Raw genomic sequence first — 15,329 nt, forward strand, 5'->3', positions numbered from 1 at the left:
ACGGTTTGTGGTTAATGATGACGGTGTCGAAAGGGATGCTGTGTTTGGGAATGTCGCGCTAGGCGGCTTTATTAGCGCAGTCTTGGCACAGGCAATGTAGCTCAAGCTGTGGGCTCTGTAATTTGTAGCCCGCTTCTTCTACATTGTGCTCAAGGGTGTTGATGAGGTCTTTTTTAATCCCAATTTCCTTAACAACACCGCAGGCATCGCAAATGAGAAATTGTGGAATTTCATGGGCGTGGTTACAGCTAATATGAGAGCAGGCAACGTATTTATTGGCTAACTTGAGCTTGTGTACTAAGTTTTCCCCTTCTAAAAAATCGAGTATGCGGTACACCGACATGGGGGGAATCGACTCATTAAATTCTTCTCGCCAATAATCCACTAGCTCATAAGCTGACAACGCTTTAGAGGACTGAAGTAAACCTGTCAGTACCTTTTTGCGCTTATCAGTGAGGCGCGCTCCCGTGGTTTGACAGCTTTTCTCTGCATCGTTAAGGATAGTGTTGATATTGCTCATATATTGGGTTCTTACCTGAAATAGGGCCTTCTTAGCAGATTAAGTGTACCAGTATATAGGCAATAAGAGACAGAATAAGTGCGTATAGCTGGAAGTACCCCTGAGTATTTTTCAGCTTAAATTCTTATTGGGCTTTAACAAAATCCAAGGTGAGAAGTAACCTCGGTGTTGTACTGCTGGCAGCCGGAGAACGATGGATAAGCCCAGCTCCCTCATTACCTGCCCACATTTCACCTTTAAGTAGTGCGACATCACCAGGCAAGAGCTGCTGGATGTGATCTGTAGAGGCGTAGAGCCCACTTTCATCATCGCTTTTGCCATGACTGCCTCTACCGAGCTTACTGCGATCTGCGCAATCATGGGGAAGCCATTGGGTGCCGGTGCCGGTATAGGCTGTAATTAAGCGACATGGCACGTGATCGACGTGAAATTTTGGGCACATGGGCGAATCGATTATGGCTAGTCTGACACCGACTGCGCTATCGCCAAACAAGACGCTGAACATGGTGGTCAGAAGTTGTAAATCAGCCATTAAATGCGCTTTGTCATGCAATTGCGGAAACGATTGCTGAAGACTGTGCTCAATGTCCCGGGGTTCGACAATAATGCGGTCACTGAATTTGGGCCGCTTGTGCAGCAGGGACTCGGCTTCATTTTGTAACTCATCTGACAGAGTCCGCTGCCAAGTGGCAAGATTGACATCGGGTTCATAGATCTCGCCTAGAACATCAAAGCTTAAGCCTGAAATATCTCTTTTTTTTTCTTCTCCTTGAGTAAATACCTGTGGCATTGCTGCTGTGCTTAGATTTGCCATAATGATGGTTTCCATGTTGATAAGGAATCTTGAAGTGGTTGCCTCTGTTTACGCCACTCGGTATTTCGGTGACAGGTCATAGATATTTATTAAGCTCATGGGTAACTTGATTCTGGTCAAAATTTTGACCGATAAATACCAATTCCTGCCGCATGCGACCAAAAGGGTTCTACAAGTTCTTTTTGGTGGTTATCAGGTTCGCTCTCGTCCACTAGTCACTGGTTATGGGGAAAGGCTTTCCAAAAAATGCCAGTAAATCCGTACCAAACCATATCGTCTGCTTGAGGTCATTGCTCAGAAAATTCAGGATGTCTTGCTATAAAGTAAGCGTAACGGTATGGCTCGGCTTTGGTTTCATGTTTCTACTGAGTCTATATTTGCTTGCCTTGGCTTGAAATGATACGTCATATCTTAACGGGGTGTCACGTTTTCTGTAATCAGCAATATAATTAGACTATTGGGTCAACGACCGAGTAAAACTACCTAAGTGTGCGTCACACGCTAATAGTTTACCGGCCATATCCATCATTTTAGTTAGGTGATGCTCAGTAGTTAATACTTAAGCGATCTTTTACTAAGACTTCTACCACTGAAGGGTCCGCTAAGGTGGTGATATCGCCCAAAGCATCAACGTCCGACTCTGCAATTTTTCGCAAAATCCGCCGCATAATTTTCCCAGAACGTGTCTTGGGTAAGCCCGGCGCCCACTGAATGATATCTGGTTTAGCAATGGGACCAATCTCTTTATTGCATAGCGCGATAAGTTCGGCACGTAAATTTTCGTCAACCTCGGCATTGTCCATAAGGGTTACGTAGCAATAAATGCCTTGGCCTTTTATCTCATGTGGGAATCCGACCACAGCAGCTTCGGCCACTTTTTGATGGAGTACTAAAGCGCTTTCTACCTCTGCGGTGCCCATTCTATGGCCAGATACATTTAGTACATCGTCTACGCGTCCGGTGATCCAGTAGTAACCATCTTCGTCACGAGTTGCGCCGTCACCGGTAAAATAATAGCCTTTGTAATGACTAAAATAGGTGTCAATTAGGCGTTGATGGTCGCCGTAGATAGTGCGAATTTGACTTGGCCAAGAAGATTTAACGACCAAATAGCCTGAGCCAGCGCCGTCGATTTCACTGCCGTCTTCGTTCAGCAATGCGAGCTGAACGCCAAAGAACGGAAAACTTGCGGACCCTGGTTTAAGATCTGTGGCGCCCGGCAAGGCGGTGATCATATGGGTCCCTGTTTCTGTTTGCCACCATGTGTCGACGATTGGGCAGCGGGCCTCCCCAACGACATGGTAATACCATTCCCAAGCTTCGGGATTTATCGGCTCGCCAACAGTGCCCAGCAAGCGCAAGCTGCTTCTGCTGCTGCGTACGACGAATTCATCGCCCTGTGCCTGCAGGGCTCTAATGGCGGTGGGGGCAGTATAAAAGATATTGACCTGATGCTTGTCTATAATCTCCCAGCAGCGGCCTGCATCAGGATAGGTGGGCACACCTTCAAACATTAAGCTGGTGGCGCCGTTACACAATGGGCCGTAAACGATGTAGGAGTGTCCTGTTACCCAGCCGACGTCGGCGGTACACCAATATACCTCGCCTTCTTGGTAGTCGAAGGTATATTTAAACGTCATCGCGGCTTGTAATAGGTAGCCGGCGGTAGTGTGTAAAACCCCTTTGGGTTTGCCCGTTGATCCTGATGTATACAAAATAAAAAGCGGGTCTTCTGCTGCCATTGATACAGGTGGGCAATCGTTACTCATCCAGTTGACGGTGTCGTAGTAACAAAGATCGCGTTCTTCTACCCAGGGAATGTCTTTCTGAGTGTTTTTAACGACAAAGCATGTGTGGACGTCTGGGCAGCCCTCAAGTGCTTTATCGACATTGATTTTTAGTGGCGTGTTTTTCCCGCCTCGGGTACTTTCATCGGCGGTAATGACTACGCGACAGTCAGCATCTAAAATACGGTCTTTGAGTGCCTCGGGAGAAAACCCGCCAAACACGACAGAGTGAACTGCGCCTATGCGGGTACACGCAAGCATTGCGTATGCAGCTTGTGGGATCATGGGTAAATAAATACACACACGGTCGCCTTTCATTACGCCGCGTGCTTTGAGCGCATTGGCTAATTTACAGACTTCATCTTTCAGTTCTGCATAGCTGATTGACACACTGTAGTCGGGATCGTCACCTTCCCATATGAATGCGGTTTGATTCGCCCGTTTGGGAAGGTGTCTATCGATACAGTTATAGCTTACATTTAATTCCGCGTCGTTAAACCACTGGGCCTGACCTTTACAGAAATTGTAATCTACAACACGGCTCCATGTTTGGTCCCAATCTAAAAAATCAGTCGCCATGTCAGCCCAGAACGCGCTTGGGTCATCTATTGAGCGTTGATACATTTCCTGGTATTTCTGTGGCGTGATGTGTGCATCGCGAAAATTTTCTGGCACTTTGTATAATGGCGCTTTAGACATGACAGGTGTTCCAATTAAAAAATATGATGTTAAGTGTTACCGCCTAAGCCATTAATGACAATTAAACGAAAGTCGTAATGGATCTATAGATTTAGTTGAATAACTAAAAAATATCATTGCCCCATGGTATTAAACCGACTTAATAGGAGTAATGATGACAGGAGCGGTGTTGTTCCCAGATTTTTTTCTGGCAGACAGGGTTGCCGCACATTGCTTGGGGTCTTGTAATATGACAACGCATTCGAGGCACTGAATGCATTCGTCATAGTCAATTTCGCCCGTTTTCTTTATAGCATCAATACCACACCGACGTTTGCACAGCTGGCAGGGGTTTCCGCATGCCTTTTGTCGGTCTAGCCATTTGAATCGATGGAGTTTCCCTAAAATCGCAAGTGCCGCCCCGAGTGGGCAAAGATAGCGGCAGTAAAATTTATGTATAAATAGGCCTAAGGCGAGAATTAATACAGCGTAAATCACAAAGGGCCATTCGCGGATAAATGCCAGTGTGACTGCAGTTTTAAAGGGTTCTATTTCAGCCATTTTTTCAGCGGTCGTTAGTGAGTAAGGGGCAATTAACAGCAGTGTTACTAAAATAATGTACTTAATTTTAAGTAACTTATCGTGGAGTGCCGGTTTTATCCGCCATTGTTTTATACCTGTTTTAATGGCTACGTTCGCAAGAAGCTCCTGCATAACGCCAAAGGGACATGGCCAGCCACAAAATAGGCCTCGTCCCCACAGCAAGAGGGTGAAGGCTGTATAGCAAAGGAGAATGAATATGATGGGATCAAGGAGAAATACTTGAACATCAAAATTATTTATTATGCCTACCAGTAAGGCTATAAGATTAACAATAGAGAGCTGACCCTGGGTGTACAGACCAATATAAACTAAGGTGTAAAGTAAAAATACTCGTCTAAACCATGTAAAGCCTTTGCTATGGGCTACGAGTTTACGTTGCATCGTAAATGCAAGAGTTAATAGCAGTAAGCTTGCTGTTAAAATAAAAATGTGTAATTGGCGTCCCTTCCAAATTTTTAACCAAGTGGCTTCGGGTTTTTGAGTCGCGTCTTCTGATGTTTGATCGAATAGCGAGCTAGGGAGTGAATAGTTACTGCTGAGCGTGACATTGTCGTGTGCTATATGGTTGCGATGGAGCTTCATGTTAAGGAGAAGCTGCATGGGCGCACTGGGATCGAATCCTGCTTGAGGGCGTATTTTGAAAATATGTAAATTATCTATTTTATTCTTAATGGCCAGCTGGGGATTGATGGCGTCGGGAAGATTAACATCTCTAATGGTGATAGGCAGGTTATGTTGTTCAATCCGTATGTTTTCTGGGATAGCACCCGATCTAAAATCAGAGCCTAAATAGTTGTAAAACCCATTGGACATAATCGCGATAGCTTGTTCACCATCGTCTAATTTAGCCATTAAACGCTGAAAGTTGTGTTCACCAAGAAGGTTTTTACCGATCGTTGGTGCGTTTAAATACGCATAATAAATATCAGTATGTGGCTTGGTGAGATTCAATTGCCCTGGGGGGTAATGAGAGAGATCTTGAGATACTAGGGCTTCTATATCTTGCTGTGTAAACCGCCAATATTTTACTAGATCGTTACTGAGTAAGTTGTCCCAGTTCATTTTTGTAAATAAATCGGTGCGGGCAATGGCGGGTGCTTTTTGAGCAAAGCTAGGGAGAACTTTTCTTGCTACTTCGCGAGCAGAAGATAAGATTGTATCGTTAATAACTATAATTGAGATGGTTGCTTTGGTAATACCATCAAAATAGGTGTCTTTTGCATCTTTCTCTTGTCCTGCCTTGGGTGAGCCAAAAATAATGCGATCAGATAAGGAGTGAAGTGGATACTGATTAATAAACTCTATTAGTGGTTCGGGGCCGAGTCCGTAAATAAATATGGGTTCGTGATGGTGGAGAATGGTCAGTCCGGTAAACATGCCTTGGGTGTCTAGGCCGATAAGCATATTGATGCGCTCGCCTGAGAACCCCTTGAAATCGACAAAATCATTGGATTCGTAAGCGTAGCCAATAATCTCATTGAGTTGATATACGGTCCAAATTTTATTCTCAGTGTCTAGCTCTGGTGCGCGTGTTGCGCTTGGAAAGAGGGACAGTATTTTACTTTCTATCGACTCCATATTCTCAGCTTCCTTCGCGTGGCTCTGCGCTGAGAATAAAATGAAATAAATTGTCATTAGGCTTATAAAAAATACAAGCTTTGATTTCAAGAAGTTGTGATTCATAAGTAATACGTCACCTTGAAGTATTTTTATGGTTGCTGGTGAGCATATTTAAGTATGCTTTTTGAGGCTGGTATTTTGAAATAACACTTGTCGTGTAAATTTATACTACTTTGGTGGTGCTGCGAGATTGTGGTTGTTGTTTATTCTGGCTTTATTCGTCTTATGTAATTGTTTATCGCTGATTTAGGTCCTAAGAAGTAGTTCTTTTTGGTCAAGGTATTATGTTCGAAAGATATTTTATCTTGCCAAAAGGTGGGATGTGGATTGGCGGATTTTTTTTGCATATTGAGCGTGTTGCAGCAGGTGCTGTGCGTCATCACAGGTTTATGAAAAATATATAGATGTGATTGTGAAAGAAATCTAATAATTTGGGGGCACTCATGAATAAGAAATTAATAATACGGTACATGGCTTCTGGCGCAGCAGCGCTAGCGTTTAGTATTCCGACTATGGCGGCTGTAGAGATATACAATCAAGATGAGACAACGGTTTCTATTGATGCCTCGTTTAACACTTTCTTTGTCCAAAGTGATTCGGATAATGATATTACTGGGGAAGATCGTAAGCAGGCACGCATTAAAATGGGTTTGCTGCCAAATTGGGTTGGATTTAATTTTAGTAAGCAGATGGGTGACTTAAAGATCGGTGGCCGCTCATCGTTTTGGGTGACGATTAATGATAGCGATACTGGTGTAACGAGTACAGGTATTGACGTCAGACAGTTTTATGCAACGGTAGATGGTGATTGGGGTCAAATTTTATTTGGTAAAGATTTCACTTTATTTAGTCGTTCAAATATTTTCCAGGACGAGATGTTGCAGGGCTATGGTGCGGTGAATGACACCTTGGGTTTGATCGATGGGCAGGGTGTTTCATTTGGCCATATCGGCAGTGGTTATCATTATCCATTTCCACATGCGCAGATTACTTACCGCACCCCAGATTTCGGTGGTGGTTTTAAATTGGCGCTTGGTTTAATTGATCCAGGTAATACAACAACAGATACAGGCGCTGGCCGCACTAGTGAAGAGAGTATGCCACGCTTTGAGGGTGAGCTAACTTATAATGCCGCAATGGGTGAGGGGAATTCGATAACGGCATGGCTTGGTTTTATGCAGCAAAGCTCTGAAAGCGACGCAGCCGGTGTAGATGATGTGGATTCTCAAGGGGTGTCTTACGGTGCTAAATTTAAAACAGGCGGTTTGGCGTTGCATTTATCAGGGTTTACCGGTGAAGGTTTGGGTTTGCTGCTTGGGCCCGCAACGGATTCTGCGCTGGGTTTACAGGGCTTAATTTCCGAAGGTGGAAGTGAGGTAGATAGCGATGGCTATGTTGCGCAAGCATCCTACACAATGGGGGCAGAGCGCTTTGTTATCTCTTATGGTGAAACTACTGTCGAGACGTCTACTGAATGGAATAACAGTACGAGCCAGATCGCATGGTTTCACGATATTAACGCAACGTTGCGTACAGTAGTGGAATACAACGTCAATACCATAGAGATTGGTAGCGATGATGAAGAAACTAGTACGGTGGCCTTGGGGCTCATCGCTAATTTCTAGTAGTTAATCTCCCATCGGGTCGATGCTTTCCGGGATTTCTCTGCTAGGGGTGGGGGAGTCTCGGATTTTTTATATTGGCTTTGGGTGTAAATGTTTGGGCTTACGACTAAATAACTAAGTATGAAACGACCAAAGTATAGTTAATGATTTTTAGTAATAGACCTAGGATTAGGTTTAAGCGCCCTAGTCATGGTTTGGGTTGTTCTTAATATTGATCGAATTAATAATATATAAAGCGAGGTTGGAAAAATGATATACGCGCAACCCGGTGAAGCCGGCTCAGTTATTACCTTTAAGCCGAGATACGAAAATTTCATCGGTGGGCAGTGGATTGCTCCCGTTGATGGCAATTACTTCTCTAACGTAACTCCTGTAACGGGTATGCCTTTTTGTGAAGTACCGCAATCGACGCCCGCTGATATTGAGTTAGCTTTGGATGCAGCACATAAGGCTAAGGACGCGTGGGGAAAAACCTCTCCAGGAGCTAGATCTAATATACTTTTAAAAATTGCTGATTGTATTGAAAGTAATTTAGAAATGCTGGCAGTAGCAGAGAGCTGGGAAAATGGTAAAGGGGTTCGCGAAACCCTCAATGCCGACTTACCTTTAGTGGTTGATCATTTTCGTTATTTCGCTGGCTGCATACGTTCACAGGAAGGTAGTGCTGCTGAGTTAGATGAGAGTACAGCGACATATCATTTTCATGAGCCTCTGGGTGTTGTAGGGCAAATCATTCCTTGGAACTTTCCTTTGTTGATGGCGGCGTGGAAATTGGCGCCAGCATTGGCTGCCGGTAATTGTGTTGTCATGAAGCCAGCGGAGCAAACGCCTGCAAGCATTTTAGTGTTAATGGAAGTGATTGCTGATGTTATTCCCGCTGGTGTAATTAATATTGTTAATGGGTTTGGTAAAGATGTGGGGTCGGCATTAGCAACCAGTCCTCGTATTGCGAAAATTGCGTTTACTGGTTCGACTGCGGTTGGTGCTCAGATTCTTAAGAATGCCGCAGACAGCTTGATTCCTTCTACTGTTGAATTGGGTGGAAAGTCACCCAATGTCATTTTTGGCGATGTTTTGGATTTCGAGGAAGACTACATTGACAAGTGTGTAGAAGGTTTATTGTTGGGCTTCTTTAACCAAGGTGAAGTTTGTACTTGCCCTTCGCGTGCATTGATTCATGAAAGCATTTACGATGATTTTATGGAGCGAGTATTGGTGCGTGCGCGTCAAATCAAGCAAGGTAATCCTCTTGATACTGATACGATGGTTGGTGCTCAGGCGTCTCTGCAGCAGCTTGAGAAAATCCTTGGCTACATGGATATCGGCCGTGCAGAAGGTGCGGAAATGCTCATTGGTGGTAACCGTAATGTCTTGGAAGGAAACTTGGCGGGCGGTTATTACATGCAGCCTACCCTCATGCAGGGGCATAATAAAATGCGGATATTCCAAGAAGAAATTTTTGGGCCAACATTAGGTGTTACCAGTTTTAAAGATGAAGCTGAGGCTTTGAGTATTGCTAATGATACAGAATACGGTTTAGGCGCTGGTGTTTGGACGCGTGATATGAATCGTGCTTACCGTATGGGGCGTGGGATTCAGGCAGGTAGAGTATGGACTAACTGTTACCATTCTTACCCCGCACACTCGGCTTTTGGTGGTTATAAGAAATCTGGTATCGGTCGTGAAAACCACAAGATGATGCTGGATCACTACCAGCAAACGAAAAACTTGTTAGTAAGTTATAGCACCAGCCCGCTTGGATTTTTTTGAGTTAGGTTTGGTCTTTAACCCAAGCTTACTTGCGGTGTACGCAAGTGTAGGCTGCTTACCGGCTCTAAGATAGTGATCTGTAGTAGTGAAGGCTACGGTGAACTGGGGTATTGAAGAGTTAGTTTGGGTTGGTGCGACCTATGTCAGAAGGTAGCGCCGTTATTTTGGACGTTGTGTTTGCCGCGACTTTGTGTCGCGGCTTTTTTGTTTGGAGGATAAGGTTTTAGTGTTGAGTATATGGGTTGTTGCCAAGTATTTAACACTAAAGAGGAGATATATTGCTACTAAAGTACAGTATTAGCGGCGCAGGGTGGTGCTTACTATTTGGGTGCAGTAGAGACAGTTGTAAGGTAATTAATTGTTAGCTACTGCAAACTCAATAAGTAGTCAAATAACAGAGGAACGTATTATGTGGATAAAACCAGCATACCAAGATCTGAGGTTGGGTTTTGAAGTCACTATGTATTTCGCAAACCGTTAACTTTGCAGGCTGCCTAAAATACGTTTAGGTAGCCGCCTCAGAGAAGTAGATTGCAATGAGAGTTCATATATTAGGCTCTGCAGCTGGTGGCGGCTTTCCGCAATGGAACTGCAATTGCCGTAACTGTTACGGTGTTCGGAATGGCAAAATAAACGCCAGTGCACGAACCCAGTCATCGATTGCAGTCAGTCTCGATGGTGAGCGTTGGCTGTTGATTAACGCTTCACCTGATATTAGAGCGCAGCTGGAGGCAAATCCTGCGCTTCAGCCCAAGCGAGGATTGCGAGATACCGGTATTGGCGCGGTGGTATTAGTGGATAGCCAAATTGATCATGCCAGTGGCTTGTTGATGCTGCGCGAAGGATGCCCGTTTGATGTTTATGCAAGTAGTATGGTGCATCAAGATTTAAGCAGTGGTTTTCCCGTTTTTCCAATGTTAGAAAGTTGGAATGGAGGGATTAATTACTGTGAACTTGCTATCGATGGTAGCGCAATAAGTCCCCGGGGATTTGAGGGTTTAACGATAACGGCCGTCCCTATTCACGGCAAAGCGCCGCCATATTCCCCCCATCGGCATGATCCGCATGTTGGCGATAATGTTGCGCTTTATATTCAGGACGTAAAAACAGGTCGTAGCGTATTTTATGCGCCAGGTTTGAGCGGACTTGATGAACCTGTATTGGAGTATATGATTCGCAGTGATTGCTTAATGGTTGATGGCACCTTTTGGCGTGAAGATGAAATGATTTATGCTGGGGTAGGGACGAAACTTGCCAAAGAGATGGGGCATCTGCCGCAGTCTGGTCGTGGCGGTATGATAGAACTGCTACGTTGTTTCCCTGAGCATAGAAAAATTCTTATTCATATCAATAATACTAACCCTATTCTAGACAATAATTCTGCTGAACGGAGAGTGTTGGATAAAGAGGGGATTGAGGTGGCGTACGATGGTATGGAAATCGACTTGTCACGGGGTGAGGGTATGCAACCTAGTGCCAATGCACTTAGTACTAGTTCAGGTCTCGAGTTCAATGTTCACCGAGTGAGTCGGTGATGGGTATGCTCGATCATGAATATCAAGCCAGTTCGGCGCCGTTGTCGACATCGGAATTTGAAAATCGCTTGCGTGAAAAGGGCCATCTTTATCATATCCATCACCCATTTCATATTGCAATGCATCAAGGGCGTTGCAGTAAGACTCAAATTCGTGCCTGGGTGGCCAATCGGTTTTATTATCAAAGTAATATTCCCATCAAAGATGCGGCGGTGTTAGCTAATTGCATGGATCAGGCGACCCGTCGTGAGTGGGTTCAGCGTATTCTAGATCATGATGGTCGAGGTGAAGACCCAGGTGGAATAGCTGCTTGGATTCATCTTGGTGAAGCGTGTAGATTAAGTCGAGAAGATTTGTTATCTCATCGTTATGTCTTGCCGGGTGTGAGATTTGCAGTTGATGCTTATGTCAACTTTGCTCGCCGAGCTACTTGGCAGGAAGCGGCATGTTCATCGCTAACTGAAATGTTTGCTCCGGAGATTCATCAAAACCGTTTGGATAGTTGGCCGCGTCATTACCCTTGGATTGATACTAATGCTTTGGGTTACTTCCGTAAAAGATTGAGTGAAGCGCGCCGTGACGTTGATCATGGGCTTAGTGTGACTTTGGCGCATTTTCGTAGTGCTGAGCAGCAAAGAAAAGCTTTGAATATATTGCAATTTAAATTAGATATTTTGTGGTGCCTACTTGATGCTATCAGTATGGCGTATGTTTATGACCGCCCCCCTTACCATCATTTAGGCCGTGATCAGGAATTATGGAGTCATAGTGTATGAGTAGGGTGGAGCTAATACCTGTGTTGCATAGGCATTTTCGTCTACAGTGGGAACCCGTCCAAGATAGTTTTGTGTTGTTGTATCCAGAGGGGATGGTAAAGCTCAATGCTAGTGCAGGCGAAATTTTAAATGCATGTGATGGCATGAGATCTGTGTCCGAAATAAGTGGATTATTGGAGAAAAAATACCCTGATGCTGAGGGTATCTCTGCGGATGTGAATGATTTTTTTACGGCCGCAAATGAAAAAGGTTGGACGCATTTTGTCTAGCAAGATAGGGCCGCCATTGTGGTTGCTTGCTGAGTTAACGTATCGCTGCCCGTTACAATGTCCTTATTGTTCAAATCCACTTGAATTCGCACAAATCAAAAATGAGTTAAGTACGGAAGAGTGGCGTAGTGTATTGCAGCAGGGGCGGGCGCTTGGTGCTGCTCAGCTTGGATTTTCTGGTGGTGAGCCACTATTGCGTCAAGATCTAGAAGATCTAGCTGCAGAAGCGCGTACCCTTGGTTATTACAGCAATCTTATCACCTCCGGAATGGGGTTGAGTTATGAACGGGTCGCATCGTTAAAAGCCTCAGGCTTAGATCATATCCAGCTTAGCTTCCAAGACAGTGATAAAGAGCTAAATGATCAAATTGCGGGAAGTCACAAGGCGTTTGATAAAAAGCTTGAGATGGCTCAGGTGGTTAAAGATTTCGATTATCCAATGGTAATCAACTTTGTGCTACATAAGCATAATATTGATCACATCGAACCTATTCTTGATCTGTGTGTGAGGCTTGGTGCCGATTATGTTGAATTAGCTAACGTGCAATACTATGGCTGGGGTTTACATAATCGCGATGATTTAATGCCGTCACTGGAGCAGCTGCGTCATGCAGAGAAGGTGACGCAAAGGTATCGAGAGCAATATAAGCAAAAAATGCAGTTGATATTTGTCGTACCTGATTACTATGAAACACGTCCTAAAGGGTGCATGAATGGTTGGGGTTCTGTATTTTTAACAGTGGCGCCTGATGGTTTAGCGCTACCTTGTCACAGTGCTAGAGATCTACCCATTACTTTTCCTGATGTGAGAACGTCAACGTTAAGCGATATTTGGTATGGGTCGCCAGGTTTTAATCAGTATCGTGGAGATGCCTGGATGTCGGAGCCGTGTCGAAGTTGCTCAGAAAAAGAAAAAGATTTTGGCGGTTGTCGGTGTCAAGCTTATTTACTTACCGGCGAGGCTGGAAATACAGATCCAGTATGTGATAAATCGCCGCATCATCATATTATCCAAGCGGCGGTGAGAAAAGCGCAGGTCTGCGATAAGGACGTGGTGCCACTGTTATTTAGAAATACCAAGAATTCTCGTGATTTGGGTGTGCGCTAATGGTGTTAATTAGGGGGAGCAATATACTCCGTTAAGGAAAAGGGGGATATCTAGGTGTGATTTGGGGGAATGTGCCGCCGATGGAAAGTTGGGCGCGATAAAAAAATACACGTTTAATATCAATGGTAATAAATTTGATCATAGGGTTTTTAATTTATGTCGATTGGCTACGCGCAGTGTATGTGTAGCCTAATTGGTAACCGTTTGTGTTTTTTCTTGCCGTTTATCGAACTGATTCATCAATCAAATATATAGCCTAACTTAATAGAGAACCCGCTCAGCGTGGAGCTAATGGTTTATTAGTGAGGGGGTTACCTATAGCATTTTCTGGTTTTTCTCTAATAGCTCTGCAAGTTAACAGGGAATTACGCCAAAATACTTAAAGAGAAAGGGTGGCCAAGGCTAGGTCTTTTGTTTCAAGAGCGAAGAAAGGTACCGAGGCTTTGTTTGAATGTACATGTTTATTTGGTGTCAGATTAATCAATGGGTACACTAGCTGTCTAGCAAGTTAGGGTAATATTCATCTTGAAGGGTATTGATAGTGGCGCTCATCGACATTGGGTAGCTTTAGGTGTTAGGTAACCTAGAGTATCATTAGCGGGAGTGAAGGTATCAAGGTCTAGTATGTTGCATGGAGAATAACCTTTGGTATCTTTAAGGCCCGAATAAAATGGTAAAAATGATTACTTTGGGTGAAGTAAACGGCGTGATTTTACAGTGTTCATGTTGCTCGCTGTTTAGAATAAATGGTTGTTGTGGCCGGGCAGGTTTTACGGTTTTGCCAGTATTTCTTATCAAAGGCGAGAGTGTTCTTTAGCTCATTTTTCTGTAAGCAGAAAATCGACGCTATAAGTTTAAAATCTCCGTAATTTGGGTGAATGTCAGTTTAGTCTAGTTTGTATGACGCAACAATAAAGTAATGTTCTGAGGTACATACCATTATCGTAGGGTGGTATGTACGATAAATTATAAAAAGTAAAATATAAGAAACATAACAATAACGAGATGCATCGAGGAAGCCAAAATGAACGCAGTAGAGCGACAACAGTTAAATACGTATGGTCCCGCGGTAACCTATGGTGGTTCTGATCACACTAATGCAGCGACCGCTGCGCAAGAGTTGTATCAAACCTTGGCAATGGCGAACCCTGCTTGTGTGCTCTTTTTTTGCTGCGTAGATTATGACCGCAATGAATTAAGCCGGACATTGGCAGAATTGTTTGGCGATATTCCTGTACTGGGTTGCACAACTGCAGGCGAAATTTCGCCCCTTGGTTTATCTCCGGGGTCCATTACCGGATTTTGTTTATCTGCAGATCATTTTGTGGTTGAGACGACAATATTACAGAATTTGGCGACATTTTCAGAGCAAGTTGCCTACGATACCGTTAAATCGATGCTCCATCGTTTAGAGCGTCGTGCTATAGCTCCGGTGGCGCATAATAGTTTTGCGCTTTCTTTACTTGATGGTATGTCCATCAGCGAAGAACTAGTTCTTAGTGCTTTAAATGAAGCGCTATCAGGTATACCACTAGTGGGCGGTTCAGCAGGTGATAATTTACATTTTAGAGATACTCACGTTTACTACGATAAGCAGTTTTATAGTAATGCGGCGGTGATTATTCTGGTCAATACGCTTTGTCCTTTTACTGTTTTGAGTGGCCATCATCTAGTGGCCGAAAGAGAAAAAATGGTGGTAACTAAAGCTGATCCTGAAAAACGTATCGCTCATGAATTGAATGCAGAGCCTGCTGCACTAGAGTATTGCCGCGTTATGGATATCTCGCTTGATGAATTAAGTTCGACCTCTTACGCGCTGCATCCGCTCTCTGTGCAAGTGGGAGATAATTATTTTGCGCGTTCAGTTCAACAGGTTAATGATGATTTAAGTCTGACCTTCTTTTGTGCCATTGATACGGGTATTGTGCTAACAAAAATGCGTGACGGTGGTTTGGTTGAAGAGTTTGAAAATCGCATGGAACAGGTTGTTTCTGAGATTGGCGAGCCACAGCTAATTATAGGTTATGATTGCATTCATCGCAGAATTGAAGCGGAAGGAAAGGGCATCTATAGTGAGTTGTCGGACCTATATCAGCGTTATAAAGTGGTGGGCTTCAACACGTATGGAGAACATAGCGATGCTATGCATGTCAATCACACATTTACCGGTGTAGTGATTGGTGAAAGTTGTGAATTTTCGGCGTAATAGCGCGACTAAGCTATT

Annotated in this window: 13 protein-coding genes; 8 read left to right on the forward strand and 5 right to left on the reverse strand. The window is 44.1% G+C overall.

Annotation, left to right across the window (positions count from 1 at the left end; translation table 11 throughout):
- Positions 1-58: 58 nt before the first annotated feature.
- The 5 genes from AELLOGFF_RS04195 to AELLOGFF_RS04215 form a co-directional block, all read right to left on the reverse strand.
- The gene (locus AELLOGFF_RS04195; RefSeq protein WP_159267498.1) at positions 59-520 is read right to left on the reverse strand and encodes a Fur family transcriptional regulator; all 462 of its coding nucleotides are present in this window, start codon (positions 518-520) and stop codon (positions 59-61) included.
- A 124-nt stretch (positions 521-644) separates the two neighbouring features.
- Complete coding sequence (locus AELLOGFF_RS04200) at positions 645-1,334, reverse strand: DUF1826 domain-containing protein (RefSeq protein WP_159267499.1); 690 nt, start codon at positions 1,332-1,334, stop codon at positions 645-647.
- Between the two features lie 76 nt (positions 1,335-1,410).
- On the reverse strand, positions 1,411-1,488 hold the full coding sequence (locus AELLOGFF_RS18210) for a GTP-binding protein (RefSeq protein WP_159269273.1): 78 nt from the start codon (positions 1,486-1,488) through the stop codon (positions 1,411-1,413).
- Positions 1,489-1,879: 391 nt separating this feature from the next.
- A complete protein-coding gene (gene acs, locus AELLOGFF_RS04210; protein WP_159267500.1) occupies positions 1,880-3,820 on the reverse strand; it encodes an acetate--CoA ligase in 1,941 nt (646 codons plus the stop codon).
- 129 nt (positions 3,821-3,949) lie between these two features.
- On the reverse strand, positions 3,950-5,980 hold the full coding sequence (locus tag AELLOGFF_RS04215; protein WP_159267501.1) for a NosR/NirI family protein: 2,031 nt from the start codon (positions 5,978-5,980) through the stop codon (positions 3,950-3,952).
- Between the two features lie 485 nt (positions 5,981-6,465).
- Here AELLOGFF_RS04215 and AELLOGFF_RS04220 point away from each other — a divergent pair, with 485 nt between their 5' ends.
- From AELLOGFF_RS04220 to nosP, 8 genes are all read left to right on the forward strand, one after another.
- The gene (locus AELLOGFF_RS04220) at positions 6,466-7,647 is read left to right on the forward strand and encodes a porin (protein ID WP_159267502.1); all 1,182 of its coding nucleotides are present in this window, start codon (positions 6,466-6,468) and stop codon (positions 7,645-7,647) included.
- A gap of 249 nt (positions 7,648-7,896) precedes the next feature.
- Positions 7,897-9,417, forward strand: a complete 1,521-nt coding sequence (locus AELLOGFF_RS04225; protein ID WP_159267503.1) for an aldehyde dehydrogenase family protein — start codon at positions 7,897-7,899, stop codon at positions 9,415-9,417.
- Positions 9,418-9,826: 409 nt separating this feature from the next.
- Positions 9,827-9,898 carry a pyrroloquinoline quinone precursor peptide PqqA gene (gene pqqA / locus AELLOGFF_RS04230; RefSeq protein ID WP_103683251.1) on the forward strand — a complete coding sequence of 24 codons (72 nt, stop codon included), beginning with the start codon at positions 9,827-9,829 and terminating at the stop codon, positions 9,896-9,898.
- A gap of 55 nt (positions 9,899-9,953) precedes the next feature.
- Positions 9,954-10,952, forward strand: a complete 999-nt coding sequence (gene pqqB, locus AELLOGFF_RS04235) for a pyrroloquinoline quinone biosynthesis protein PqqB (protein WP_159267504.1) — start codon at positions 9,954-9,956, stop codon at positions 10,950-10,952.
- Positions 10,953-10,957: 5 nt separating this feature from the next.
- A complete protein-coding gene (gene pqqC / locus AELLOGFF_RS04240; protein ID WP_159267505.1) occupies positions 10,958-11,728 on the forward strand; it encodes a pyrroloquinoline-quinone synthase PqqC in 771 nt (256 codons plus the stop codon).
- Entirely contained in the window at positions 11,725-11,997 is a 273-nt protein-coding gene (pqqD, locus tag AELLOGFF_RS04245; RefSeq protein ID WP_159267506.1) for a pyrroloquinoline quinone biosynthesis peptide chaperone PqqD, read from the forward strand. The genes pqqC and pqqD overlap by 4 nt, the downstream gene beginning before the upstream one ends.
- The gene (gene pqqE, locus AELLOGFF_RS04250; protein WP_235035500.1) at positions 11,990-13,105 is read left to right on the forward strand and encodes a pyrroloquinoline quinone biosynthesis protein PqqE; all 1,116 of its coding nucleotides are present in this window, start codon (positions 11,990-11,992) and stop codon (positions 13,103-13,105) included. Before pqqD ends, pqqE begins: the two co-directional genes overlap by 8 nt.
- Before the next feature lie 1,024 nt (positions 13,106-14,129).
- Positions 14,130-15,311, forward strand: coding sequence for a nitric oxide-sensing protein NosP (nosP, locus tag AELLOGFF_RS04255; RefSeq protein WP_159267508.1), 1,182 nt, complete (start codon positions 14,130-14,132; stop codon positions 15,309-15,311).
- The last annotated feature ends 18 nt before the right edge of the window (positions 15,312-15,329 follow it).

Source organism: Zhongshania aliphaticivorans (genome assembly GCF_902705875.1).
GTDB lineage: Bacteria > Pseudomonadota > Gammaproteobacteria > Pseudomonadales > Spongiibacteraceae > Spongiibacter > Spongiibacter aliphaticivorans_A.